Here is a 22,193-nt window from a genome sequence, read left to right on the forward strand (position 1 = left end):
AACGGGTCTGGATGCAAATGCCCGCGGGGACGCGGGCGGCGTTCAGGCCGCGGCGAGCGTGGCCTCGTCTGGCGCGATGCTGACCTGGCGCCCCGCGTGATCGGCCGGCAGGCGCGAACCCTGGCCGAAGACCTTGTGGCGCAGGGTGCCTTCCTCGTAGGCGGTGCGGTAGCGGCCGCGCCGCTGCAGTTCCGGCACGATGTGGGCCACCACGTCGGCCATGCTGTCGTGCGCCACGGCGAAGGCGAGATTGAAGCCGTCGATGCCCGTCTCGTCCAGCCACGCTTCCAGCTGGTCGGCCACCTGGCGCGCATCGCCCACCAGCACGGGGCCGCGCCCGCCCAGGCCGATGTATTCGGCTGCCTCGCGCACCGTCCACGTGCGACTCGGGTCGGCCTGGCTGAACGAGGCCAGCGCCGAGCGCCCGGCCGGGGAATCGATGTAGTCGATGGTGGCGTCGAGCGGGTAGCGGCTGAAATCGACGCCCGTCCAGCCCGACAGCAGCACCAGCGCCGCCTCGATATTGACGTGGCGCAGATAGTCGGCGTGTTTGGCGCGTGCCTCGGCTTCCGTGGCGCCCGTTATGACCAGCGCCTGCGCGTAGATCAGCAGCGCGTCGCCATCGCGTCCGGCCAGCCGCACGGCGGCGCGCAGGTCGTCGGCGTAGCGTTTCACTACCGTCTTGCTGGGGCCACTGACAAACGTGGCTTCCGCATGGCGCGCCGCAAATCGCGTGCCGCGCGGCGAGGTGCCCGCCTGGTACAGCAGCGGCGTGCGCTGCGGCGACGGCTCGCACAGATGGATGCCGGGCACCTGGTAGTGGCGCCCGGCATGGTTGATCGGATGTACCTTGGCCGGATCGGCGTAGATTGCGCGCGCCTTGTCGTTGACGACGGCGTCGTCGTCCCAGCTTTTTTCCCACAGCTTGTAGACGACTTCCAGGTATTCGTCGGCCAGGTCGTAGCGTTCGTCGTGGCCCAGCTGCTGTTGCAAGCCCAGGTTGCGCGCCGCGCTGTCTAAATAGCCGGTAACGATATTCAGCCGATGCGTCCACCCGTCAGGTGGTCGAGGGTGGAGATGCGCCGCGCGAACGTGTACGGATGTTCGTAGGTGAGGGCGCAGGTGACGCCGAAACCCAGGTGCGTGGTGGCTTGCGCCATGATGGGCACGAGGGCCAGCGGGTCGTTCAGCGGCACCTGCACGCCGTGTTCCAGGGCCGCATCGAGGCTGCCCCGGTACACGTCATACACGCCCAGCACGTCGGCCAGGAACACCGCGTCGAACAGGCCCGCTTCCAGCAGGCGCGCCAGCTCCGTCCAGTGCGCAGCATCCGTATAGCGGTGGCTGCGGTCGCGCGCATGCGTCCACAGTCCCGGCGACTGGTGGCCGACGGTATTCATCTGGAAGGCGTTGAAGCGTATCGTCTTGGCCATGGCTTATTTGGCCGCCGTCTGCAAGGCTTGCTGGTAATCGGGTTTCGAATAGCCGGCAAAGTGTTTATTCGTGATGTCGAGGAATTCGCGCGAGCGGTAGGCGGCGGCCAGGTCCTTGGCGAACTGCTTGTCCTTGTCGGCCGTGCGGATGGCCACCAGGTTGATGTAGTTGGGCGAGATTTTCTCGGCCACCAGCGCCTCCGTCAGTTTCAGCCCCGACGCCAGCGCGTAATTGCCGTTGATGAAGGAGTAATCGGTGTCGCCCAGCGAGCGTGGCAGCTGCGCCGCCTCCAGCGGCAGCAGCTTGATTTTCTTCGTGTTGACGGCGATATCCTTTTCCGACGCGCGCACGGGGTCGAAGCTGGCGCGCAGCTTGATCCAGCCCAATTGATCGAGCAGCACCAGCGCGCGCGCCTGGTTGGTCGGATCGTTCGGCAAGCCCACCGTCGTGCCTTCCTTCACGTCGTCCAGCGTCTTGTGCTTCTTGCTGTAGATGGCGATCGGCGCCGTGGGGATCGTGACAAGATCGGTCAGAGCCAGCTTGTGCTCGAGCGCGAATTTCTTCAGGTAGACGATGTGCTGGAACACGTTGGCGTCCAGCGAACCCTCGGCCAGCGCGAAATTCGGCTGGATGTAGTCGTTGAATTCCACCAGCTTGACCTTGTAGCCCTGCTTTTCCAGGATAGGCTTGATGCCCAGCTTGATCTGGTCTGCGTACGGCCCGGCGCTGGTGCCGATGGTGATGTCTTTCGGGTCCTTGGCGTGGGCGAAGCTGGCCGTCAAGGCCAGGGTCAGGGCGCTGAGGACGATGCTGCGGCGGGCGATGGTCATGGTGGCTCCTTGGTGTGTGAATTATGAATATGCGGTCGGCTCGGGCACCGTGCCGGTCAAGGCAAAGCGTCCCAGGTCGCGCAGCTTGTAGTCGATGGGGTCGTGCAGGGTATGCACGCGCACGTTGCGCCAGTACCGGTCGAAGCCATATCGGGCCGAGGTGGAACGGGCGCCCGTCAGCTCGAACATCTGGCTGCTGATTTCCACGCCCGCCTTGTGCGCCAGGCATTTGGCTTCGGCCACGGAGACGGCCAGCAAGCCCCGTTCGCGCGCGCCGTGACCAGCGCGCCCTTGCGGAAGACCTTTTCCAGTTCCTGCGCCGCCGCGTCGGCCAGCACTTGTGCGGGGCGCAGCAAGAGCCACAGCTGGCCGTAGCGGTGCTGAACCAAAGGATCGTCCGTTGCCTTGTCCACGCCCGAGGCAAACCAGGCTTTCGCCTGTTCGTCCGTGTAGCGGCGCGCCGCCTCGAAGGCGCCTTCGGCGATGCCCAGGTAGAGATTCGCCATGATCAGCTGCGCGGTCTGCGAGCGCACGGTGGCTTGCGGCGTGGCGGCCTGCGCGGGCGCCTGCAGCACCAGCTCATGCGGCAGATGAACTTGTTGAAAATGCACGTTGCCGCTGTCTGTCTGGCGTTGGCCGAAGGCGTCCCAATCCGCCTGCACGCTCACGCCGTCCTGGCGCGTGGGCAGGGCGGCGATCAGCGCCGTCTGCGTGGGCGCGTGCCAGGCGGAGACGGTCAGCCAGTCGGAACCGACGGAGCCGGAAGCAAAGCTCTTGATGCCGTCGAGGAGATAGCCGTCGCCGCTGTCGGTCGCCGTGACCCGCTTGTCGAGGGGATTCAAGGCATTGCCCCAGAACAGGCGCTCGTCGACGGTCAAGGTGAGCAGGCGGCGCTGCTGCTGCTGCTGCTGCGCGCTGCCATACAGCTGCAGGCCGGCCAGCTGCAGATGGTGGAAGCCGAAGACATGCGCCAGCGCGCTGTCGGCCCGCGCCAGGATGCGAATCACCTGGTACACGAGGGGCCACGACGCGCCCTGACCGCCGAATTCCACGGGGATCGACAGGGTCAGCAAACCCGATTCACGCAGCCATTCGCGTTCCTGCGCCGCATGGCCGCCCGCCTGGTCGCGGGCATTGGCCGTTTCGGCCAGGCGCGCAGCCAGCGACGTGGCGATGCTGATGGCGTCCCGCAGGGGTTCCGGCACAGGCGGCTGGGGACGGGCGGCATGGAGAAAAACGCTAGACATGAGTGACATTCCAGAAAGACGATGACGCCGATATTGCACCGCTCCGCGTGCGCCGTACACGAAGAAAACCGCGCATGGATATGCGAAAAAAAGCCGCGCGGCTGCCGGCGCCATGGCGTGCGGGGCGTCAGACCCGGATAGTCAAAAAACGCATATCGAAGCGCGAAAGCATTCGTTCTAACGCGCTCCTGATGGCGATAGGCTGCAAGCATCCAAGTAGCCAAATCAAACCATCACGTACAGGGACGGGCATCACATGAGCATCTTGTTATTGGGCGGCAGCCCGCAACTCCCATCGAGTTCCAGCCGTTTGCTGCTGCATATCGGCGAACAGCTGGCGCTGCAGGGCCACAGCTACGCCAAGCTGCATGTGCGCGACCTGCCGGCGCGCGCCTTGCTGCTGGCCGACTACGACGACGCGGCGATCGCCCGCGCCGTGCGCGCCGTGGCCGATGCCGACGCCATCGTGATCGCCACGCCCATCTACAAGGCGTCGTATACAGGATTGCTGAAAGCCTTCCTCGACCTGCTGCCGCAAGATGGCCTGGCCGGCAAGCTGGTGCTGCCGCTGGCCACGGGCGGCGGCCATGCACACACCCTGGCGCTCGACTATGCGCTGCGTCCCGTACTGCATGCGCTGGGCGCCAAGCAGGTGTTTACCAGCATTTATGCGAATGCGCAGCAGCTGGCATGGCACGAAGAGGGGGGATTGAGCCTGGACGCGCCGATTGCCGCGCGTGTCCAGGCCGGCATCGAGGAACTCGCCACGGGCCTGTTCGTGCTGCAGGGCCGGCGTCCGTCCGTGCCGGCAGAAGTCCCGCACCCCGTGCGTTCGCTGCAAGAGCAGCCTTATGCTCCCCACTATCAAGCCGCCTGATTATTCACCGACCAAGGAACTGCCATGACACACCGCCACGCACAACGCCTCTCGCGCCGTACCACCCTGGGCCTGCTGTTTTCCGCCGTCGCCGGCGTGATGGCGGCCGGCATGCCGGCCGCGGCGCAGGCGCAGGCCAAGGGCGAGGTACAGGTGCGTATTGGGTACCAAAAATACGGCACCCTGACGTTGCTGAAGGGGCGCGGCACGCTGGAAAAACGCCTGGCCGAGCAGGGCGTGGGCGTGAAATGGACGGAATTTCCGGCCGGCCCCGTGCTGCTGGAAGGCCTCAACGTGGGCAGCATCGATTTCGGCACCGTGGGCGAGGCGCCGCCGATCTTTGCCCAGGCGGCCGGCGCCAACCTGGTGTATGTCGGCAATGAGCCGGCGTCGCCAGCCAGCGAAGCCATCGTCGTGCCCAAGGGTTCCGGCCTGCGCACCCTGGCCGACTTGAAGGGCAAGAAAATCGCCCTGAACAAGGGCTCGAACGTGCATTACCTGTTGTTGAAGGCGCTGGAAAAGGCCGGTGTCGCTTATGCCGACATCCAGCCCGTATTCCTGCCGCCGGCCGATGCGCGCGCCGCTTTCGAGCGCGGCAGCGTGGACGCCTGGGCCATCTGGGATCCGTTCCTGGCGGCCGCCGAAAAGCAGCTGGGCGCCCGCGTGCTGGCCGATGGCAAGGGCCTGGTGGCGAACTACCAGTTCTACCTGGCCTCGCGCACGTATGCGGAAAAGCATCCCGAAATCCTGCGCATCGTGCTCGATGAAGTGGCCAAGGTCGATGACTGGGGCCGCAACAATCCCGACGAGGTGGCGACGATTTTGTCGGCACAGACGGGGCTGGGCAAGGAAGTCGTGGCGCTGGCCGCCTCGCGCTATGCGTACGGCGTCAAACCCGTGTCGCCCGACGTCATCGCCTCGCAGCAAAGGGTGGCCGATGCCTTTTCCAGCCTGAAGCTGATCCCGAAACCGATCGTCGTCAAGGACGCGCTGCTGCCGGCGCGCCAGCTGGCTACCAGCGCAAAATAAGGAACAAATATCATGTCATTGAATGTCTTCTGGTTTATCCCTACCCATGGCGACAGCCGCTACCTGGGCACGTCGCAGGGCGCGCGCCCCGTCGATGCCGATTACTTGCGCCAGGTGGCGGTGGCCGCCGACACGCTGGGCTACGACGGCGTGCTGCTGCCGACGGGCCGCTCCTGCGAAGATGCGTGGGTGGTGGCGTCGTCCTTGATCAGCGTGACGCAAAAGCTCAAATTCCTGGTGGCCGTGCGCCCCGGCCTGTCCACGCCCGGCCTGGCCGTGCGCATGGCGTCCACGTTCGACCGCCTGTCCAACGGGCGCCTCTTGATCAACGTCGTCACGGGCGGCGACCAGGGCGAGCTGGAAGCGGACGGCCTGTTTGCCGACCACGCCAAGCGCTATGAAATTTCCGATGAATTCATCAAGGTGTGGCGCGCCACGCTGGCGGGCGAGGGCGGCGCGGCCGGCTACGATTTCGAGGGCAAGCATATCCAGGTGAAGGGCGCGAAAACCCTGTATCCGCCCGTGCAGAAACCATATCCGCCGCTGTATTTCGGCGGCTCGTCGGAGCCGGCGCACGAACTGGCGGCCGAGCAGATGGACGTCTACCTGACGTGGGGCGAGCCGCCCGCCGCCGTCGCCGAGAAAATCGCCGATATCCGCGCGCGCGCGGCAAAAAAAGGCCGCACGGTCCGGTTTGGCATCCGATTGCACGTGATCGTGCGCGAAACCAACGAGGCGGCCTGGCGCGCGGCCGATGAACTGATCAGCCACCTGGACGACGACATCATCGCGAAGGCGCAGGCGGCGTTCGGCAAGATGGATTCCGTGGGCCAGCAACGGATGGCGGCCCTGCATGGCGGGCGGCGCGACAAGCTCGAAGTATCGCCGAATCTCTGGGCCGGCGTGGGCCTGGTGCGCGGCGGCGCGGGCACGGCCCTCGTGGGCGATGGCCCGACGGTGGTGGCGCGCATGCAGGAATACGCGGACCTGGGCATCGACACCTTCATTTTCTCCGGCTACCCGCACCTGGAAGAGTCGTACCGCTTCGCCGAACTGGTATTCCCGTTGCTGGGTAAGGGCAAGGCCGTGGGTGAGCAATCCTTGAGCGGCCCTTTCGGCGAAGTCATGGCCAGCAATATCGTGCCGGCCGCGCCGCAGAAAAAGGCGGCCTGAGATGGCGACGGCCGCCGTCAAGAGGCTGTCCGGCACGCCCTGGCGTCATGCGCTGGCGCCGTGGGCCTTGCCCGTGGTGCTGCTGCTGGCCTGGCAGCTGGCCGCCCAGTGGGGCTGGCTGTCGAGCCGCATTCTGCCCGAGCCGTGGGCCGTGGCGAAAGCCTTCTGGCACCTGGCCGCATCGGGAGAGCTGTGGCTGCACCTGAAGACGAGCTTGTGGCGCGCGACGGTCGGTTTCGCCGTGGGCGCGGGACTGGGCTTGCTGCTGGGCCTATTGACGGGCAGCTTCCGCCACGCGGAAACCCTGCTCGACACGACCTTGCAAATGGTGCGCAACATCCCGGCATTGGCCCTGATTCCGCTGGTGATTCTGTGGTTCGGCATCGACGAGACGGCGAAACTCTTTCTGCTGGCCGTCGGCGTGTTTTTCCCCGTCTACCTGAATACCTCCACGGCATCCGCTCGGCCGACCAGGGCCTCATTGAAATGGCGAAAAGCTATGGCCTGTCGGGCTGGCCTTTGTACCGCGACGTGATCCTGCCGGCCGCCATGCCGTCTATCCTGGTCGGCGTGCGCTTTTCGCTGGGCCTCGTGTGGGTGCTGCTGATCGTCGCCGAAACCATCTCGGCGCAGGCCGGCATCGGCTACATGACCATGAATGCGCGCGAATTTTTGCAAACGGACGTCGTGCTGGTGGGGATTTTGCTGTACGCCCTGCTGGGCAAGCTGGCCGATTGGTTCTCGCGGGGGCTGGAACGCCACTGCCTGCGCTGGAATCCTGCCTACCGCTAATGATTGAAGAGGACACCATGCTGCTCGCCCCCATCCAGATCGAAACGGACTTTTTGTCGCATTTCGTGCAGTACGACCCGTCCAGCGCGCCGCCGCAGGCGAAGGCGGTGCCGTCCGCCCCTTTGCAACGGCGTGGCGTCCCGCTGGAGCTGACGAAGCTGAGCAAATCCTACACCAGCCGCCCCGTGCTGAAAAACGTCGACCTGCAGCTGGAAGCGGGAGAATTTGTCGCCATCGTGGGACGCAGCGGCTGCGGCAAGAGCACCTTGCTGCGCGCGATCGCGGGCCTGGAAAGCGTCGATGAAGGCAGGGTCGCCATCGGCAGCGGCGTGGGCGCGCCCGACATCCGCATCATGTTCCAGGAATCGCGGCTGCTGCCGTGGAAGACGGTGCTCGACAACGTGGCCCTGGGCCTGCCCCGTTCCGTCGGCGCGGCGGCCGCTTCGCTGTGGACGGTGGGCCTGGCCGAGCGGGCGGACGACTGGCCGTCGGCCCTGTCGGGCGGGCAGAAGCAGCGCGTGGCGCTGGCGCGCGCCCTCGTGCACGAGCCGCAACTGCTGCTGCTCGACGAACCCCTGGGCGCGCTCGACGCCCTGACGCGCATCGAGATGCAGCAGCTGATCGAGTCGCTGTGGCTGGCGCGCGGTTTCACGGCCGTGCTGGTGACGCATGACGTGGCCGAAGCCGTGGCCCTGGCCGACCGCGTGCTGCTGATCGAGGAGGGGCAGATCGCCCTGGACGTGCGGGTGGACTTGCCGCGCCCCCGTCAGCGCGGCACCGCGGCCTTCGCCGCGCTGGAGCAGGCTATCTTGTCGCGGGTGCTGCAACCGTCTCGGCCAGGACAATAAAGCCGTCGCCATCGACGGTCGCCACGATGCCCTCATAGCTGGCGATGGCCGGGTGGCGCGTGGCCAGCGGGTGCGCATGCGTGGCCGTGACCACCATGACTTTCGCGCCGGCCGCCTCGCCCGCCTCGATGCCCACCGATGCATCCTCGAACACCAGGCAGTCGGTTGGCGCCACGCCCAGTTTTTGCGCCGCCAGCAGGTAGCAATCGGGTTTTGGTTTACCCGCCTTGACGTCTTCCGCCGTGACCATGATGGCCGGTATCGGCATGCCGGCCGCTTTCAGGCGCGCCGTCGCCAGCGCGCGCGGTGCCGAGGTGACGATGGCCCATTGCGCGGGCGGCAGCGACGTCAAAAAACGCAGCGCGCCCGCAATTTCAATAATCCCTTCCACATCGACGATTTCCGCATCCGTGATGCCCTGCGATTCGCGCTGCGCATCGACGCCGGGCAAGCGCAGTCTGGCGATGGTGTCGACCGAGCGCGCGCCGTGGATGGTGGGCAGAAAAGTGGCGACGTCGAGGCCCTGGCGCTGCGCCCAGGTACCCCAGATGCGTTCGGCGGCGGCGATGGAATTGATGACGGTGCCATCCATGTCAAAAAGAAAAGCCCGGTAACGGCCGGCGGCCGATGGCGTTGGGGATGACGACGGCGAGGGCAGTGCGGACATGGCTTCCTTCCAGATGATGGGCTGGAAGCCATTGTAACGGCAGCCGGTTTTTATTTCACAGGTAGACCGATTCAAAGCGGGCCACGGGCGCGCCATCCTTGAGCAGGATCAGGTACTCGCCTTCGAAACGGTAGCCCGTCACGCTGTTCAAGTTGGCCAATACCGCGCTTTCCAGCTGCATTAGGGGCGGCGGGCAGGCCATGCGCGTGCCGGCCAGCTGCGTGAAGCGCAGGGCCGTGCCGGCCAGCGTGTAGCCGCCCATCACCCGGTTGCAGCCCGTAAAACCGTGGACCTTGCCATCGTCGGTGAGGGTGATGCGCACTTCGCGCTCCTGCTGCGGCGCCATCGTCACGGGGGCGCCATCGAGCTCCGTCAGCTTCCAGTAGGTATTCGTCAGGCTGTACGTGGGCGTCAGGCCCGTGTCCGGCCTGGCACTGCCGGGCGTGGCGGCGCAGCCTCCGGCCATGGCGATGACGGCGGCGAGGGACAGGTATTTGAAACGATGCGTCAGGCGATGCAGCATGGTGAACTCCAGTGTCAAGGCGAATAGCCGCCAGACTAGCAGTTTTTTCGTGCCCGCCCGCGTACCGCAGCGGCGAATGTTGCTATTTTGCCAGTTCTGGCATTAAACTCATGCTTTCTGCTGTTTCAATCTTGATCGGGGAGCGGGGCCGATGCTGCAAGCGCAAGCGCTGGATAATCGACTGGTCGCCACCACTGCCGACGACGTGCTGGTCGACCGCATCGTGCCTGGCGCGCCGCTGGTCATCGCCTTCGGCTTCGTCTCGTGGACGACGCGCCCCGCCTTCGATTTCTACGGGCGCCTGAAAAAGCTGGAGCAGGCCAGCGGCCAGTATCTGAACAAGATACTCGTGCGCGATTCGGGCAATGCTTGGTATCACCGCCGCATCGCGGGCCTGGGCAGCCACGTGGATGAGACGGCGCAAGCCTTGCGCGACCTCGTGCGCCGCATCGCACCGAGCCAGGTCGCCACCCTGGGCCAGTCCATGGGCGCGTATGCGGCCGTCATGTATGGCGTGCTGCTCGATGCGCAGCAGATCGTCGCCTTCGGACCCTTGTCTTTTCTGGACGTGCAGCAGGCGCGTTTGTACCACGAGCTGCGCTGGCTGCCCGTGATGATGGAATCGCTGGCGCAGGATCCGCCAGCCTCGGGATACTACGACCTGGCGGCCCTGTGCCGCGCCAGGGCGACGGACAAGACGCAGCTGCACCTGCTGTTCGGCACGCGGCCGGACGTGGCCAACGGGGGAGGAGGCGCCAGCGCCAGCGAATCGGTCAACCTCGACGCCATGCACGCGCAGCGCCTGGCGCCATTTGGCCGCTGTACCCTGCATCCGTTCCCCCAGTCGGGCCACGCGGTGGTGCAGCACTTGATCGACACGAAGCGCATCAATGGTTTACTGGCCAGCTGCATACTCGGTCTCGCCTTGGACGATGAGCCGATGCCGGACATCAGTCGCGAATGGCTGGACTGGGTGGCGGAAAACCTGCGCCTGGGCTGCGCTGGCGAACAGCTGGTGGCGGTGCTGCAGCAGCACGGGTTTTCGCTGGCCAGCAGCATGGCGGCCGTGGATGCGGCCCGCGCCAAGGCCATATGACGCCGCAGTTCGAACTCGACACCCTGAAAATCCGTATCGCCGCGCCCGAACTGGCGGCGCTCGACTTGCGCGTGCGCGTGCAGCGCGCACTGCGCCAGCTGATACTCGATGGCGTGCTGGCGCCCGGCCTGCGCCTGCCGGCCACGCGCGCGCTGGCGCAGTCGCTGGGCGTGTCGCGCGAGACGGTGGAAATGGCGTATGCGCAGCTGCGCCTCGATGGCTACATCCGGCGGCAGGCGGGATCGGGCAGTTTTGTGTCGGCGACGGTCGGCGCGAGCTTGCTGGGCAAGCCTGCGACGACGCTGCAGCCCTTGTCCCCGCAGCCGGTGGCGCTCAGCGCGCGCGGCGCGCAGATCCTCGCCAGCGGCGGCGTGGCCGACCAGCAAAGCGTGAAGGCTTTCGCCACGGGCTTGCCGGAAACGCGGGCCTTTCCCGTCGACGTGTGGGAGCGCTTGCGGCGCCAGGCCGCCGGCGAACACCATGTGCTGCTGCACGGCGACCCGCAAGGCGCCGAGCCGCTGCGCCAGCCCATCGCCGACTATGTGAATCTGGAGCGGGGCGCGCGGGCCACGGCCGGCCAGGTGCTGGTGCTGAGCAGCACGCGCCAGGCCCTGTACCTGTGCGCGCAGGTGCTGGCCGACGCGCATGGCCCCATCCTGATGGAAGATCCCGGCTATTTCGGCGCCCGCAAGGCTTTCGAGATGGCGCAATTGCGGGTGGTGCCCGTGCCTGTCGATGCCGATGGCTTGTCCATCGACCACCTGCGCGCGGACCGCAGCGGGGCCAACACGATCTATGTCACGCCGTCGCATCAATACCCGACGGGCGCCACCCTGGCGCTCGGGCGCCGCCTGGAGCTGGTTGCGTGGGCGGCGGAGCGCCAGGGCTGGATCATCGAAGACGATTACGACAGCCAGTTTCACTATGCGGGCTTGCCGACGGCGTGCGTGCAGGGGCTAGACACGCGGCAGCGCACGATTTACCTGGGCACCTTCGCCAAGTCGCTGTATCCGGGACTGCGCATCGGCTACATGGTGCTGCCGCCCGTGCTGGTGACACCGATGACCTATGCGCGCAGCATCCTTGATGGCCACACGCCGCAACTGGATCAGCTGACCTTGGCCCGTTTCATCGCCGACGGCCATTTCGCGGCCCATGTGCGCGCCATGCGCAAGGTCTACGCCGTGCGCCGCGACGCGATGGCGCAGGCCGTGCAGCGGCATTTGCCGCACGTCGTCACGGCGCAGCTGCCGCCGGGCGGCTTGCAACTGCCATGCCTGCTGCACGAGGGCAGGGCAGAGCTGGAAACGCTGCGCCTGGCGGCCCAGGCGGGCATCGTGCTGCCGGGCCTGAGCCGGCTGTATGCGACGCCGCCGGTGCGGGGCGGCTGGCTGCTGGGCTTTGCCGCGCTCACGCCGCACGAGATCGACAGCGGCATCGTCCGCCTGGCCCGCGCCCTGGGGTGATTGCGCAAGTGGTCTGTTATATGTAAGGAAATTGGCCTGCCTGAGCAGTCCATGCGGCCATTACACTGCTCCCTTTCATTGGCAGGGGCATACACATGACATCAACCACCACCACCGCGATGGCCGACCGGGCGCGCCGGCGCGACCTGGCTTCCCCCATCATGGCAGCCTTCATTTCCGTCCTCGTCAACTATGGCGGCACCTTCGTGCTGGTATTCCAGGCGGCCCAGTTGGCCCAGCTGAGCGCCGCGCAGACGGCGTCCTGGGTCTGGTCGCTGAGCATCGGCGTGGGCGTGACGGGCATCTGGCTCAGCTACCGCTACCGCGCGCCCATCATCACGGCCTGGTCCACGCCCGGCGTGGCCTTCCTGGCCACCGTCATGCCGCACACGCCGTATGCCGAGGTGATCGGCGCCTATATCGTGTCCGCCATCGCCTTCATTCTGCTGGGCATGTCCGGCGCCTTCGAGCGCCTGGTGCGGCTGATACCGGGCGGCATCGCGGCGGGATTGCTGGCCGGCATCCTGCTGCAATTTGGCGTGAATGCGTTCGGCGGCGCCAGCGCCGATCCCGTGCTGGTCGTCGTATTGCTGCTGTCGTACGCCGTGCTGCGCCGTTTCACGGCACGCTTTGCCGTGGTGGGCATCATGCTGGTCGGCCTGGCGCTGCTGCTGGCGCAGGGGCGCATCGATGCGCACGGCATCGAACTGGCCCTGGCCGCGCCCGTGTTCGAGATGCCGCGCTTTTCCGTGGCGTCGCTGCTGGGCGTGGCGCTGCCCCTGTTCCTGATCACCCTGACGGGCCAGTACATGCCCGGTATGCTGGTGCTGCGCAATGACGGTTACCTGGTCAGCGCCAATCCCATTTTGACGGTGACGGGACTCGGTTCGCTGCTTATGGCGCCGTTCGGCGCGCACGCCTTCAACGTAGCCGCCATCACGGCCGCCATCTGCACGGGCAAGGATGCGCATGCGGACCCGTCGAAGCGCTATGTGGCGGGCCTGGCGTGCGGCGTGCTGTACATCCTCGTGGGCATCTTCGGCGTGACACTGGCCAGCCTGTTCATGGTCTTGCCGCGCAGTTTTATTACGGCGCTGGCGGGTCTGGCCTTGCTGGGCGCAATCGGCAACAGCCTGGCGCAGGCGATGGCGGACGCGCGCATGCGCGAGACTGCCCTGATCACGTTTCTTGCCACGGCGGCGAACGTCACCCTGCTGGGCGTGGGCGGCGCCTTGTGGGGATTGGCGGCGGGACTGGCGGCGCATGCGCTGATGCATGGCTGGCGCAAGGCGGCATAGCAAGACAGGTTGCCCGTTTTGCCAGCCGCCGCATACAATTGCTGCGCCCGTGCCCGTTGGCACCGTCCTTTTCCCGATGTGAGCGATGGCCGACCTGACTTCTCTGGCGCAGTACCTGCTGGCGATCACGCCCGCCTTCCTCGTCTGCGCCGCCTTGCTGCTGGCCATTCCCCGTACTGCGCCACGCACTGTGCCGCTGCTGCGCGTGCTCGTGCACATTTTATTTTTCGTGCTGGCGCGCGATGCGATGACGGCGCACGGCTACTGGCAGGTGGCGGCGGGCGGCTTGCGCTTCACGGCGCCGCCCCCGGTCTTGCTGGCGCTGGGCGCGATGTCGCTGGGGCTGGTGGCAAGTACGTGCTGGCTGGAAAGCGAGGCGCGCCGCCAGATCCGCTGGCTGGGCATGCGGCCGGCCTTGTCCGTGCTGCTGGGCGTGGCGGGCGCGTGTATGATCATCGCGCTGGCAACGGGCTTGAAAGCCCTGTTTAACTTGCCATCCTTGCCGCCCGTCGCCCCATCCGCGCTGCCCTTGCTGCTGGGTTTTGCGCTGGCGGCCAACTGTTATGAGGAATTGCTGTTCCGCGGCTTGCTGCAGCAGCAATTGCGCGCCTGGCTGCCGGCCTGGCGCGCGGCGCTGGTGTCGGGCCTGCTGTTTGGCCTGTGCCACGCCTTCCTCGCCACCACCGTCACGCAGGTGGGCGCGCCCATCGTCGTGTTCACCGTGATCGAGGGCGTGGTGGCGGGGCTGGTATATTGCCGTGCCGGCTTGCTGGGCGCATCGCTGGCGCATGGCCTGGCGATTTTTGCGCTGGCGGCTGGCTGGGTGTGAAACCTGTTGTTTAATATCAAAGAAACGAGAAGACAATGCCTGTAAGTTCTTACCTGAATACCCGCCCCGTGCTGGGCGAACGAGTCTACCTGCATGACACGGCGCAAGTGATCGGCGACGTGCAGATCGGCGACGATTGCTCCATCTGGTGCAACAGCGTGCTGCGCGGCGACGTCAACCGCATCGTCATCGGCGAGGGCAGTAATATCCAGGACTTTTCCATGGGCCACGTGTCGCATAAAAATGCGGCCAAGCCCGACGGTTCACCGTTGACCATCGGCAAGTATGTGACCATCGGCCATTCCGTGATCTTGCACGGCTGCACGATTGGCGATGAATGCCTGATCGGCATGGGCAGCATCGTCATGGATGACGTGGTGGTGGAAAAGCACGTGATGCTGGGCGCGGGCAGCCTGGTGCCGCCGGGCAAGGTGCTGGAAAGCGGCCACCTGTACGTGGGCCGCCCGGCCGCCAAGGTGCGCGCACTGACGGATGCCGAGATCGCCTACCTGCGCTATTCGGCCGAGCATTACGTACGTGTCAAAAACAATTACCTGGCCGGTGGCGACGGCGCCTGATCGTCGGCATGATCGAGGCGGCGCAATTCCGGCCGCGGCGCCAGGTCTTGCGGCAGGCGCAGGGCTGACACCAGGCCCAGGCGCCGCAACAGCAGCAGCATCCACCAGCCCGGGTCCCATTCGCCCGGCAGCAGGCCCAGCCTGGCTGAGCCCGGATACGCGTGATGGTTGTTGTGCCAGCATTCGCCCATGGTCAGCAGCGACGTCAGTCGGATATTTCTCCCTTGTACGGCGGCGCCGTCGACATGGAAGTGCATTTGGCCATGGTTGTGGGCGAAGTAGCCGATCAGCCAGTGGCCGAGCACGCCGGCGCTGACCCTGGCGCACACGCCCCAGCACACCAGGCCCCAGCCGCCCCAGGCGAAGCACAGCATGGCCCACGGCAATTGCTGCAGCATCCACGTTGCTTCCAGGAAACGGTAAAAGCGGTCGTGGGCGATGCGCGGCTCGATGGCGATGTGCGGCGGGTGGTCGAGATCGAGGCGGCAAAACAGTTGCCACCAGGCATCACGCCAGAAACCGGCGCCGTGGCGCAAATAGGGATGGCAAGCGGGCAGGCGCTGGGCATAGTCGCGCAGTTCGTGCTGGCGCAGCAGGCCCAGCGGGCCGCTGAGTCCCACCAGCACTCCCAGGTAGACGAGCAGGTATTCCAGCCATGGCGGACATTGAAAGCTGTCGTGGATCAGCTTGCGGTGGCTGCCCAGCGAATGGCCGAACAGCAGGACGATGGCCGTGCCGGTGATGAACAGCGCCAGGCCCGTCCAGCTGAAGAAGAACAGGGCGCCGGCAATGGCGCCGGCCAGCATGGCTAGCAGCCACAGCGAGGGCAGCGGCGCATGGCGCACGCGCGCGCGCCGTCAGGACGCTGCCCGCGTGCGTGGCGCGGGCGCGGTGGCTGGCCAGGCTGGCTGCGGACATCAACCCTTGGGGGCCGACGACGGTTGCGTGTACTTGTCGAAGTTGGTGATGTAGTCGTTGAAGTTATCGGTCAACATGCGCTTGTACTGCTCCGTGAAGAACGCCACGGCGCCTTCCTTCTCTGCCTGCATCTTGGCCACGTCGTTGCTCTTGCTGGCGACGAGGAAGGCGTTGAAGCGGGCGGCCGCGTACAGCAGCGAGGTGGCCACTTCATTGCCGCCGCTGTGCATGCATTGCTCATTGGCCAGGGCGATGACCTGGTCGGCGCGCTCCCAGAATTCCGGGCCTGGTGCTGGTTTTGTTGTTGGTGTGCTCATAAAAATCCCTCATGAAAGTGCGCGCCAGTCTACACAGGGGGCCGCGGGCTGTCCAGCCGCGCGGCTGACCGTCAAGGCGCTTGCAGGATCTGTGCGAGCAGCACGGCCAGCGGCTGGCGGATGTCGAGCACGATGCCGGCCTCGTCCGGCAGCAAAGGCTGCAGGGTGGCCAGCTGGCTGTCGAGCAGGCTGGACGGCATGAAATGGCCGGGGCGCTGCATGCGGCGTTCCAGCACGGCGCGCGGACCGTCCAGGTGGACGAAGCGCAGGGCCGGGTCGCCTGCGCGCAGCACGTCGCGGTAGGCGCGCTTCAGGGCCGAGCAGGAGACAACGAGGCCGCTGCCCTGCGCGCGGGCCGTGGCGATCCGGTCGCGCAGGGCGGCCAGCCAGCCGGCCCGGTCGGCATCGTCGAGCGCGATGCCGGCCGCCATCTTGGCCACGTTTTCCGGGGAATGCACGTCGTCGCCTTCCACGCAGGGCACGTGCAAGGCGTCGGCCAGCAGGCTGCCGACGGCGCTCTTGCCGCAGCCGGACACGCCCATCACGACCCAGCGGACGGGCTCGCCCACGCTCACGGCGCCGAAACGATGACGGTGACGCGGCGGTTTTCCGCCTTGCCCGTCTTGCTGGCGTTCGAGGCCACCGGTTTGCTCATGCCCAGGCCCTTGACGCTGATGTTGTCGCGTGGAATGCCCGATGCGCTCATGGCGTCGGCCACCACGTTGGCGCGCGCCAGCGACAGCTTGTTGTTGTACGCTTCCGTGCCTTCGTTATCCGTATGGCCTTCCACGCGCATGTGGGTAATGCCCACTTTCAGCAGGGCGGCGCTGATTTTCTGGATGGCGTTGCGGCTCGGTGCCGTCAGCTTGGCGGCGTCGAATTCGAACAGCAGCTTGTCGGTAAAGCTCAGCTCCCAGCCTTCGTCCGTCTGGTTGAAGCCTTGCTCCTTCAGGGTGGCGACTTGCTCGGCATTGAACAGCGGTTTGGTCGCTGGCGTGCTCTGGCAGGCGGCCAGCAGGCCAACGAAGAAGAGGCCGAGGAAGCCGAGACGTAATTGCTTGTAGATAAATTGCATGGTGTTGCTCCTTGGTTCAGGGGTGAGTGTGGGGTTGCGGCAGGCGCGCCACCTGGCGCGTGCCGCGCTGCGCCTGCTTGGCGCGGTACATGGCTTCGTCCGCCGCGCCTACCAGCGACACGGCGTCGATGGCGTGATCGGGGAAGACGGCCACGCCGATGGTCAGCGAGCTGACGATGCTATTGCCGGTGGGCAGTTCAATGGCTTGCGCCATGGCGGCGATGATATTGTCGGCGATGTGCATGGCGTCGCTGCTGTTGCGCAGCGGCTTGAGCAGGATGGCGAATTCGTCGCCGCCCAGGCGCGCCACCAGGTCGCCTTCGCGCAATTGCTGCTTGATGCGCGCGGCGATCGTCACCAGCACGCGGTCGCCCGAGGCATGGCCAAACGTATCGTTGATGTATTTGAAACGGTCGCTGTCGAGAAACAGTACTGCCACCTTGCCGTTGCCGATGCGCGCTTCGAGGATGGCGCGTTCCAGCTCCGCCTCCATGAAGGCGCGGTTCGACAGGCCCGTCAGGCTGTCGTGGTTGGCGCGGTGCGACAGCGAGGCGTTTTCCTTCTGCAGATGGCTTTGCCACGCTTCCAGTTCGTCGAGCAGGGCATTGAAGTCGTCATTGATCTGGTTCAGTTCGGCGATGTTGGCCGGCGGCACGCGCAGTTCGAACGAACGGTCGCGCCGCACGCGGTGGGCCGTTTCCGCCAGGTGGCGCAGGGGCGACGTGATCTCCGTTTCCATGCGGCGCGACAGGCGCACGGCGACGGCCAGGCTCAGCACCAGGCAAGCGAGCAGGCAGGTCAGGCCGCTGAGCAGGAAGGGCAGCAGGCTGCGGCTGTGCGGCACCAGCTTGATGCTGCCGATGACCTGCTCATTGCGCGTGATGGGGAAGGTCAGCGAATCGGGCAGCATCCAGCCCGTCAGCGCCCGTTCGATGTAGTAGCGCGTGCTGTGCTGGCCCCGTTCCCAGCGGGCCAGCACCTTGCCGTTCTTGTCGTTGACCTGGGCCTGGTCGATGTCTTCATTGACGCCGATCAAGGCCAGCGCTTCCCTGGCAGCCATGGAGTCGCCGAAGACGACGGCCCCTTCCACCGTGTAGCTCATCGAACGGGCCACCAGGCGCAGGTTCTGGTCCGAATACACGCGCAGGGCCAGCAGCGCCACGGCCGTCAGGGTCAGGCCGGCCGCCAGCACGGCGATCAGCGACACGCTCAGGTGGGCGCGCCGCAGCACGCTGTCGAGCGTGGGGCGGGGCTTGCGCGCCAGCTTAGGGGGCATGCCGGGGCTCATGGCGGCGGTCCCTTGCGACGTGCAATTTGCAAGGCGTTCGGATGCACGCGCAGGCCGCTGCGGGCGATGGCGTCGAGGTTGACGTCAAAACCGATCTGCGCCTCGTTGAGGCGCAGGCAAAACATGGTGCCCACGGTGCAGGATGTGCCCGGTTCGGCGACCGACAAGATCGGCTTGCCGATGATCTGCGTCAGCAGATGCTCGCGTTCGCCCTCGGGCAGGCTGCCCAGGTAGGCGACGTCGCATTCGCTGGCCGCGCTGGCCGCCGCCGGGGTTTTCACGCGGATGCGCTGGCCCAGGCTGGACGCGGGCGTGTCGACGATGGCCGCCCCGTAGCGGGGTGTACCGAGCATGCAGACGCGCACTTCCGGGCGCGCCACGGGCCAGCGCACATAGCTGATGATGCCGAACAGGACCTGGGCCACTTCGGCGGGACGCCTGGCGTCGGCCGCCGCGCCCGCTTGCGCCCACGCCGCGGCTGGCGCCAGCGCAGTGCCGGCGAGCAGCGAGGCCAGCAGCACGGAGGCGAGCAGGGCGGGCAGCGCGGGGCGTTGCCGGTGGCGGGGGGAGGAGGGCACGGCGTCGGTGTCTTTATGCAGGTCGGGGTGGCTATTCAAATAGTTACTCAACAACACAGACTGTACGGAAGTCCATGTTGAAAGTAAATCACGGCATCACGCCATAAACCTTGCATTATAAACATGAATGTGAAAACTTGCATTCTTTGCCATGAGAATTGCTAATCAACACTGCTTTGCTGCGCCAGAGTGTTGCTATTCTTCCAGTGTCGCTTCCAGCAAGTCGATTTCGCGCAGCAGGCGCAAATGGATGGTGTCGTCCAGTTCGCCCGAAATGCGGCGGCGGAACAGTTCATCGCGTTCCGCATTGAGCGCTTCCAGGCGCAGTGCGCGCTCGGCCTTGGCCAGTTCCTGCAGCCGCATCGCCTCGTCGTTGCTGCTTTCGCCATACGCGAGGCGGCGCCGGTAGGCTTCGATCAGGCGGTTGGCCGCCTCCGTGACGACTTGCTGCTTGTCATTCTTGTCGATGCCTTCGCAGACTTTTTCCAGCCGCGCGATGGCCGCTTCGGCGGCGGCGGCGCGCGCGTTGCGCTCTTCCGTCGAACGGCGCGCGGGCGGCGCGAACACCAGGCCCTTGGTCAGCAGGGGCAAGGTAACGCTGGCCAGCACCAGGGACAGCAAGATCACGCCCATGGCCAGGAAGATGACGAGGTCGCGCGCGGGAAAGCGCGTGCCGTCGGGCAAAAACAACGGCAAGGTCAGGATGCCGGCCAGAGTCAGCGCGCCGCGCACGCCCGCGAACGAGGCCACCAGCAGCAATCGCAGGCTGGGGCGCGCCAGCAGCGCCGCGTCCTTCGGCTCGCCCGCCACTTTCTTGTGGTGCTTGAACAGGGTCAGCTTCATCGAGATGAAGACCCAGAGGAAGCGCATGAAAGTCAGCCCCACCGTGATGGCGATGACGAACAGGGGCAGTTTCCAGGCGCTGCCGGCGCCCACTTCCATGGAAGCGGCGGGCAAGCCGGCCACGGTGGCGGGCAGCTGCGCGCCCAGCATGACGAAGATCACGCCATTCAAGACCAGTTGCACGGTATCCCACACGGCCTTGCGCTGGGTGCGCGTGGCGGCCAGCGGGCGGCCGATCAGGTCGGCGTAATGCATGGACACGCCCGCCGTGGCGGCCGCCAGGATGCCGGAACCGTGGATTTGCTCGGCGCCCAGGTAGGCGGCGAACGGGATCAGGATGCTGATCAGGATTTGCAGGCCCGGCTCTTCGCCCACCTTGCTCACCAGCCATTTATTCGCCAGCCCCACGCCCCACGAGATGGCCAGGCCGATGACGATGCCGCCGCCCGCTTCCTGCAGGAAACTCAGCGAGGCGGCGCCGATGGAAAAGCCGCCCGTCATCATGGCGCCCACGGCAAACGTGAAGCAGACCAGGCCCGAAGCGTCGTTCAGCAGGGATTCGCCCTCGAGGATGTGCATCAGGCGCGGCGGGATGGGGTTGCCGGCGGCAATGGCCGAGACGGCCACGGGGTCCGTCGGCGACAGGATGGCACCGAGCGCGAAGGCGACGGCCAGCGGCACGCTGGGGATCAGCCAGTCGATGAAAAAGCCCATGCCCAGCACGGTAAACAGCACCAGGCCGATGGCCAGCATCAGGATCGAGCGCGCGTCGGAAAAGAAGGCGCCCTTGGGAATGCGCCAGCCATCGAGAAACAGCAGCGGCGGAATGAAGAGCAGAAGAAAATGTCGGGATCGAGCGGCACTTGCACGCCAAACAGGGCCAAACCCGTGCCGCCGGCGATCTGAATCAGGGGCAGCGGCAGCTTGACCCAGCGCGAGCGGGCAATGAAGCCGCACAGGACGACGGTCAACACGAGAATGAGGATGATGGTAACGGTATGCATGAAGAGAGCGGCGGCGTGCTGAAACGCTGATTATAAGGCGCAGCCCGCTTGCGGCACGACCTCCGTGTCATTGCGTACATACAACAAGTCACAATCGCGGTAAGATTGTCACCATCGCCTGCCGCCGCCGTCCGCGCGCGGCAGGCGCGTACCTGGCCTTTTACCGGATTCCTGTTTTGCTCAAGAAAATTTTCACCGGCTTGCTGCTCCTGCTGGCGCTGCTCATCGCCGCCGCGCTGGCCGCGTATCTGTATTACTGGCGCCCCGCGCTTGCGCCCATCGATCCGCCTGCCGCCACGGCTTTTTCCCCGCAAGTGGTGGAGCGGGGCCGCATCCTGGCCGGCATGGGCAATTGCGCCGCCTGCCACACGGCCAAGGGCGGCGCCGACTACGCGGGCGGCCACGGGCTGGCCACGCCGTTCGGCACGATCTATGCGACGAACATCACGCCGGACCGGCAAACGGGCATCGGCCGCTGGTCGCCGGCCGCCTTCCAGCGGGCCATGCGCGAAGGCGTGGGCCGCGATGGCGCGCATTTGTATCCCGTCTTTCCGTACACCCATTTCAACCTGGTGTCGGAGGCCGACCTGACGGCCCTGTACGCCTACTTCATGACGCGTCCGCCCGTGTACGCGGTGGCGCCCGCCAACGGCGTGCCTTTCCCCCTGAATTTGCGGCCGCTACAGGCGGGCTGGAAGCTGCTGTTTTTCAAGCCGGCCAATTTTCAGCTTGATCCTGCGCAAGGGCTGGACTGGAACCGGGGCCGCTACCTGGCCGAAGGCCTGGCCCATTGCGCCGCCTGCCACACGCCGCGCAACGCGCTGGGCGCCGAGCTTGCCGGTGCGGCGTATCTGGGCGCGTCCATCGACCACTGGTACGCGCCAGCCTTGACCAGCGCCAACACGGCGCCCTTGCCGTGGACCCAGGACGAGCTGTATGCCTTTTTGCGCACGGGGGCGACGGCCCTGCACGGCGTGGCGGCCGGGCCCATGTCGGCCGTCGTGCACGAAGGCATGGGCGCCTCGCCCGATAGCGATATCCGCGCGCTGGCCACGTATTTTGCCGGTGTGGCCGGAGCTGACGGGCGCAAGGTGGATGCGGATGCCGTGATCAAGGCCGGCATCGCCCGTTCGCAGCGCGTCAGCCTGGTCGACAACGACCGTGGCGCCAGCCTGTACGTGGCCGCCTGCGCGGCGTGCCATTCGAACAGCGACGGCCGGCCCGCAGCCCTGCGTCCCGAGCTGAGCCTGAACAGCGCCGTCAGCGCGCCCGATCCCGCCAACCTGATCCAGGTGATATTGCACGGCATCGGCAAGGATGAAGCCATGCCCGGCGTGCTGATGCCTGGCTTTGCCGCCTCGCTGACGGACAACGACGTGGCCCAGCTGGCCGCCTATCTGCGCCGCAGCCGCAGCCACCAGCCGGCCTGGACGAACCTGGAAGCGGTAGTGGCGCGCACGCGCGCCGGCAAGTAATTCTTGAA

21 protein-coding genes and 3 pseudogenes are annotated in these 22,193 nt (G+C 66.3%); 11 read left to right on the forward strand and 13 right to left on the reverse strand.

Annotated features, from left to right (window positions below; translation table 11 throughout):
* Positions 1 to 42 precede the first annotated feature (42 nt).
* From ACQVLG_RS19060 to ACQVLG_RS19070, 3 genes and pseudogenes are all read right to left on the reverse strand, one after another.
* Positions 43 to 1,433: pseudogene (locus ACQVLG_RS19060) on the reverse strand (LLM class flavin-dependent oxidoreductase).
* 3 nt (positions 1,434 to 1,436) lie between these two features.
* Positions 1,437 to 2,264, reverse strand: coding sequence for a MetQ/NlpA family ABC transporter substrate-binding protein (locus ACQVLG_RS19065; protein ID WP_474290630.1), 828 nt, complete (start codon positions 2,262 to 2,264; stop codon positions 1,437 to 1,439).
* Between the two features lie 21 nt (positions 2,265 to 2,285).
* A pseudogene (locus ACQVLG_RS19070) lies at positions 2,286 to 3,511 on the reverse strand (acyl-CoA dehydrogenase family protein).
* Positions 3,512 to 3,767: 256 nt separating this feature from the next.
* Between ACQVLG_RS19070 and ssuE the strand changes: the two are divergent.
* The 5 genes and pseudogenes from ssuE (at position 3,768) to ACQVLG_RS19095 (ending at position 8,230) form a co-directional block, all read left to right on the forward strand.
* A complete protein-coding gene (gene ssuE / locus ACQVLG_RS19075; protein ID WP_474290631.1) occupies positions 3,768 to 4,388 on the forward strand; it encodes an NADPH-dependent FMN reductase in 621 nt (206 codons plus the stop codon).
* 24 nt (positions 4,389 to 4,412) lie between these two features.
* Positions 4,413 to 5,417 (forward strand): sulfonate ABC transporter substrate-binding protein, encoded by a 1,005-nt coding sequence (locus ACQVLG_RS19080; RefSeq protein ID WP_474290632.1) that lies wholly within the window; start codon positions 4,413 to 4,415, stop codon positions 5,415 to 5,417.
* A gap of 12 nt (positions 5,418 to 5,429) precedes the next feature.
* Positions 5,430 to 6,590 (forward strand): FMNH2-dependent alkanesulfonate monooxygenase, encoded by a 1,161-nt coding sequence (gene ssuD, locus ACQVLG_RS19085; RefSeq protein ID WP_070218242.1) that lies wholly within the window; start codon positions 5,430 to 5,432, stop codon positions 6,588 to 6,590.
* 1 nt (position 6,591) lies between these two features.
* Positions 6,592 to 7,382: pseudogene (gene ssuC, locus ACQVLG_RS19090) on the forward strand (aliphatic sulfonate ABC transporter permease SsuC).
* A gap of 17 nt (positions 7,383 to 7,399) precedes the next feature.
* The gene (locus ACQVLG_RS19095) at positions 7,400 to 8,230 is read left to right on the forward strand and encodes an ATP-binding cassette domain-containing protein (protein ID WP_474290633.1); all 831 of its coding nucleotides are present in this window, start codon (positions 7,400 to 7,402) and stop codon (positions 8,228 to 8,230) included.
* On the opposite strand, the gene ACQVLG_RS19100 is transcribed toward ACQVLG_RS19095, so the two are convergent.
* Both ACQVLG_RS19100 and ACQVLG_RS19105 read right to left on the reverse strand, forming a co-directional pair.
* Positions 8,187 to 8,897: an HAD-IA family hydrolase gene (locus ACQVLG_RS19100; protein ID WP_230540876.1), complete on the reverse strand. Its 711-nt coding sequence runs from the start codon at positions 8,895 to 8,897 to the stop codon at positions 8,187 to 8,189. The genes ACQVLG_RS19095 and ACQVLG_RS19100 overlap by 44 nt on opposite strands.
* 55 nt (positions 8,898 to 8,952) lie before the next feature.
* The gene (locus ACQVLG_RS19105; RefSeq protein ID WP_474290634.1) at positions 8,953 to 9,420 is read right to left on the reverse strand and encodes an META domain-containing protein; all 468 of its coding nucleotides are present in this window, start codon (positions 9,418 to 9,420) and stop codon (positions 8,953 to 8,955) included.
* Between the two features lie 151 nt (positions 9,421 to 9,571).
* Between ACQVLG_RS19105 and ACQVLG_RS19110 the strand changes: the two genes are divergently transcribed.
* The 5 genes from ACQVLG_RS19110 (at position 9,572) to ACQVLG_RS19130 (ending at position 14,687) form a co-directional block, all read left to right on the forward strand.
* Entirely contained in the window at positions 9,572 to 10,516 is a 945-nt protein-coding gene (locus tag ACQVLG_RS19110; protein WP_474290635.1) for a hypothetical protein, read from the forward strand.
* Positions 10,513 to 11,982: a MocR-like pyridoxine biosynthesis transcription factor PdxR gene (pdxR, locus tag ACQVLG_RS19115; protein WP_474290636.1), complete on the forward strand. Its 1,470-nt coding sequence runs from the start codon at positions 10,513 to 10,515 to the stop codon at positions 11,980 to 11,982. The genes ACQVLG_RS19110 and pdxR overlap by 4 nt, the downstream gene beginning before the upstream one ends.
* A gap of 95 nt (positions 11,983 to 12,077) precedes the next feature.
* A complete protein-coding gene (locus tag ACQVLG_RS19120) occupies positions 12,078 to 13,280 on the forward strand; it encodes a benzoate/H(+) symporter BenE family transporter (RefSeq protein ID WP_474290637.1) in 1,203 nt (400 codons plus the stop codon).
* 85 nt (positions 13,281 to 13,365) lie between these two features.
* Positions 13,366 to 14,109 carry a lysostaphin resistance A-like protein gene (locus ACQVLG_RS19125; protein WP_474290638.1) on the forward strand — a complete coding sequence of 248 codons (744 nt, stop codon included), beginning with the start codon at positions 13,366 to 13,368 and terminating at the stop codon, positions 14,107 to 14,109.
* A 35-nt stretch (positions 14,110 to 14,144) separates the two neighbouring features.
* The gene (locus ACQVLG_RS19130; protein WP_474290639.1) at positions 14,145 to 14,687 is read left to right on the forward strand and encodes a gamma carbonic anhydrase family protein; all 543 of its coding nucleotides are present in this window, start codon (positions 14,145 to 14,147) and stop codon (positions 14,685 to 14,687) included.
* Here ACQVLG_RS19130 and ACQVLG_RS19135 read toward each other — a convergent pair.
* The 8 genes from ACQVLG_RS19135 to ACQVLG_RS19170 form a co-directional block, all read right to left on the reverse strand.
* Positions 14,660 to 15,532 (reverse strand): acyl-CoA desaturase, encoded by an 873-nt coding sequence (locus ACQVLG_RS19135; RefSeq protein ID WP_474290640.1) that lies wholly within the window; start codon positions 15,530 to 15,532, stop codon positions 14,660 to 14,662. The genes ACQVLG_RS19130 and ACQVLG_RS19135 overlap by 28 nt on opposite strands.
* Before the next feature lie 72 nt (positions 15,533 to 15,604).
* Positions 15,605 to 15,922 carry a DUF3144 domain-containing protein gene (locus tag ACQVLG_RS19140; protein ID WP_092712778.1) on the reverse strand — a complete coding sequence of 106 codons (318 nt, stop codon included), beginning with the start codon at positions 15,920 to 15,922 and terminating at the stop codon, positions 15,605 to 15,607.
* Between the two features lie 71 nt (positions 15,923 to 15,993).
* Entirely contained in the window at positions 15,994 to 16,464 is a 471-nt protein-coding gene (locus ACQVLG_RS19145; RefSeq protein ID WP_474295718.1) for a gluconokinase, read from the reverse strand.
* 29 nt (positions 16,465 to 16,493) lie between these two features.
* A complete protein-coding gene (gene yfiB, locus ACQVLG_RS19150) occupies positions 16,494 to 16,997 on the reverse strand; it encodes an outer membrane lipoprotein YfiB (RefSeq protein ID WP_230540868.1) in 504 nt (167 codons plus the stop codon).
* Positions 16,998 to 17,013: 16 nt separating this feature from the next.
* On the reverse strand, positions 17,014 to 18,285 hold the full coding sequence (gene dgcN, locus ACQVLG_RS19155; RefSeq protein WP_474290641.1) for a diguanylate cyclase DgcN/YfiN: 1,272 nt from the start codon (positions 18,283 to 18,285) through the stop codon (positions 17,014 to 17,016).
* Positions 18,282 to 18,863, reverse strand: a complete 582-nt coding sequence (gene yfiR / locus ACQVLG_RS19160; protein ID WP_474290642.1) for a regulatory sequestration protein YfiR — start codon at positions 18,861 to 18,863, stop codon at positions 18,282 to 18,284. The genes dgcN and yfiR overlap by 4 nt, the downstream gene beginning before the upstream one ends.
* Positions 18,864 to 19,058: 195 nt before the next feature.
* Positions 19,059 to 20,543, reverse strand: coding sequence for a Na+/H+ antiporter (locus ACQVLG_RS19165; protein ID WP_474295720.1), 1,485 nt, complete (start codon positions 20,541 to 20,543; stop codon positions 19,059 to 19,061).
* Positions 20,459 to 20,710, reverse strand: a complete 252-nt coding sequence (locus ACQVLG_RS19170) for a hypothetical protein (protein ID WP_474295887.1) — start codon at positions 20,708 to 20,710, stop codon at positions 20,459 to 20,461. The genes ACQVLG_RS19165 and ACQVLG_RS19170 overlap by 85 nt, the downstream gene beginning before the upstream one ends.
* 176 nt (positions 20,711 to 20,886) lie before the next feature.
* On the opposite strand from ACQVLG_RS19170, the gene ACQVLG_RS19175 reads away from it, so the two are divergent.
* Positions 20,887 to 22,185: a cytochrome c gene (locus tag ACQVLG_RS19175; protein WP_474290643.1), complete on the forward strand. Its 1,299-nt coding sequence runs from the start codon at positions 20,887 to 20,889 to the stop codon at positions 22,183 to 22,185.
* Positions 22,186 to 22,193: the final 8 nt, after the last annotated feature.

It is taken from the genome of Janthinobacterium sp. TPC_1 (assembly GCF_056037845.1).